Annotated in this window: 2 protein-coding genes; both read left to right on the forward strand. The window is 45.0% G+C overall.

The features are described 5' to 3' along the window. The first annotated feature begins 199 nt into the window (after positions 1-199). Positions 200-355: a hypothetical protein gene (locus R8N49_RS24440; protein ID WP_167542826.1), complete on the forward strand. Its 156-nt coding sequence runs from the start codon at positions 200-202 to the stop codon at positions 353-355. A gap of 223 nt (positions 356-578) precedes the next feature. Then, positions 579-2,051, forward strand: a complete 1,473-nt coding sequence (ltrA, locus tag R8N49_RS24445; RefSeq protein WP_213916571.1) for a group II intron reverse transcriptase/maturase — start codon at positions 579-581, stop codon at positions 2,049-2,051. Positions 2,052-2,164: the final 113 nt, after the last annotated feature.

A 2,164-nucleotide genomic window follows, 5' to 3' on the forward strand; every position in this document is an offset into this window, starting at 1 on the left:
GTGCGACCTGAAGTCGTATGAAGCGTTGTTCACCACGACAAGAGTGAACCATCTGTATCACCAGATGACCCTAGGATCCTGAATAAAGCAGCGGATCTGACAATGTAACGAAACTTGGCCGTTAGGCTGAGTGGGAACAAAATCGTGAGAAGATGTTCCTCCTGAAAACCACAATTCGGGTAAGTGCTAGGGAGTCAATATGATGAACGTATGTGAATCCATTAAAGGTGCGTTATACGATGAAGCAGCGGAAGTGGTTAATACGCTGTGGCCAAAACGGCAACGAGAGTCGGAAAGGAGTTGGGCATTGGCCTTTCGTGATCAAAGTACTCTCCGCACTAGAGTGGGCATCTAAGTTGACATTTTACGTAACATACGGAACAGGGTAAGCCTGTATCGCTCCCTATGGGAAAGCCTTTGTGGCCGATAGCGATGCGGGTAAAGGAGGTCGGAGAAAGCGAAGGCTGCATTGTAACGATGCAGATACAGACTCGTGTCTGGTCACGAAAGTGAGCCCACTTCCGACTGGTCTTTCGTTGCGAGAAAGTTTGAAGAACTTTATTTAAGGAGAAACGCAAATGATGATTTCTAAAGAGATTAGTGCCTCTCCTGACAGCGCTCAATGGCAGTCTATCGACTGGAAACCCATTGAATCGCATGTATTAAAGCTTCAGATGCGTATCGCAAAGGCAACTAGAGAAGGTAAACACGGTAAAGCGAAAGCCTTGCAGTGGATACTAACTCATTCTCGCTCAGCCAAGCTTCTTGCAGTAAGGCGAGTATCTCAAAATAAAGGTAGTAAAACGCCTGGAATAGATGGTGTCATCTGGAACACAGATGCACGCCGCATAAAAGCAGTTAATCAATTGAGTCGAAAGGCGTACAAAGCCCAACCGCTCAAGCGTATCTACATCCCCAAGAAGAACGGCAAGCTCAGACCACTGGGAATTCCATGCATGATAGACAGAGCGCAACAAGCCCTCCATCTTCTTGCATTAGAGCCTATATCGGAAACGCTTGCTGACCCCAACAGTTATGGGTTTAGGCCAAATCGCAGTACTGCCGATGCAATTGGGCAGTGTTTCAAATGTTTGGCATTAAAGAAATCAGCTAAATGGGTACTTGAAGGGGATATTAAAGCTTGTTTCGACAAGATCGGCCATCAATGGCTTCTTGATAACATCGCTATTGATAAGAGAATGTTGGAACAATGGCTAAAATCTGGCTTTATGGACAAAGGTCTGTTTTATCGCACCGATGAGGGAACACCACAAGGTGGGATAATATCACCAACCTTGATGCTAATGACTCTTGCTGGACTTGAGCAGCATATTAAGTCTACAGCCCTCAAAAAGGGTACTAGAGCCAATTTTATTGGATACGCCGACGATTTCGTCGTCACCTGTGCTTCAAAGGAAGTGTTGGAGAACGATATCAAACCGTTGATCGCTGACTTTTTAGCGGAAAGAGGATTAACATTATCCGAAGAGAAAACGCACATTACACACATCGATAACGGCTTTAACTTTCTAGGGTTCAATCACAGAAAGTACAAAGGGAAATTGCTCATTAAACCGAGTAAATCTAACACATTGCTGTTCTTGAGTAATCTGCGCGAACTCATCAAAAAGCATGCAACAACCTCTGTAAACGATCTTATCAAACTGATAAATCCGAAATTAAGGGGTTGGGCTAATTATTATCGCCATTGCGTGGCTAAACAGGTATTCGGATATGTTGGTCATAAGCTATTTCTTGCATTATGGCACTGGGCAGTGAGGCGTCATCCGACAAAATCCAAAACTTGGGTGGCCCTTAAATACTTCGTCAACCGAAAAGGCCAATGGCATTTTCATGGTTGGCAGAAGATCATGGATATGGATTGCCAGTTCAATCTCTTCCAAATAGCCAAAGTACCAATCGAGAGGCATGTAAAAATCCGAAGTGCAGCGACACCATATGATCCTCAACACCAAGAATACTTGGCTAAGAGAAAGTCAAAAAGGCAAGCTCGTAACTCTTGGAAGGAGCCTACTCTCGCTGCTTTATAAGTTGCTGGGTATCAAAACGATGCCTTCGTGAAGGCTTGAGCCTAGTGCAGTGAAAGTTGCACGCTGGGTTCTTAGGGGGGCCGCACTTGGTAACAAGTGTCGTCTACCCGACC

This window comes from Vibrio sp. 1978 (genome assembly GCF_033344345.1).

What these genes read in the sequence shown, in the direction of transcription:
- ltrA (WP_213916571.1), top strand. Translation starts at nt 579, where the DNA reads ATGATGATTTCTAAAGAGATTAGTGCCTCTCCTGACAGCGCTCAATGG.
- R8N49_RS24440 (WP_167542826.1), top strand. Translation starts at nt 200, where the DNA reads ATGATGAACGTATGTGAATCCATTAAAGGTGCGTTATACGATGAAGCA.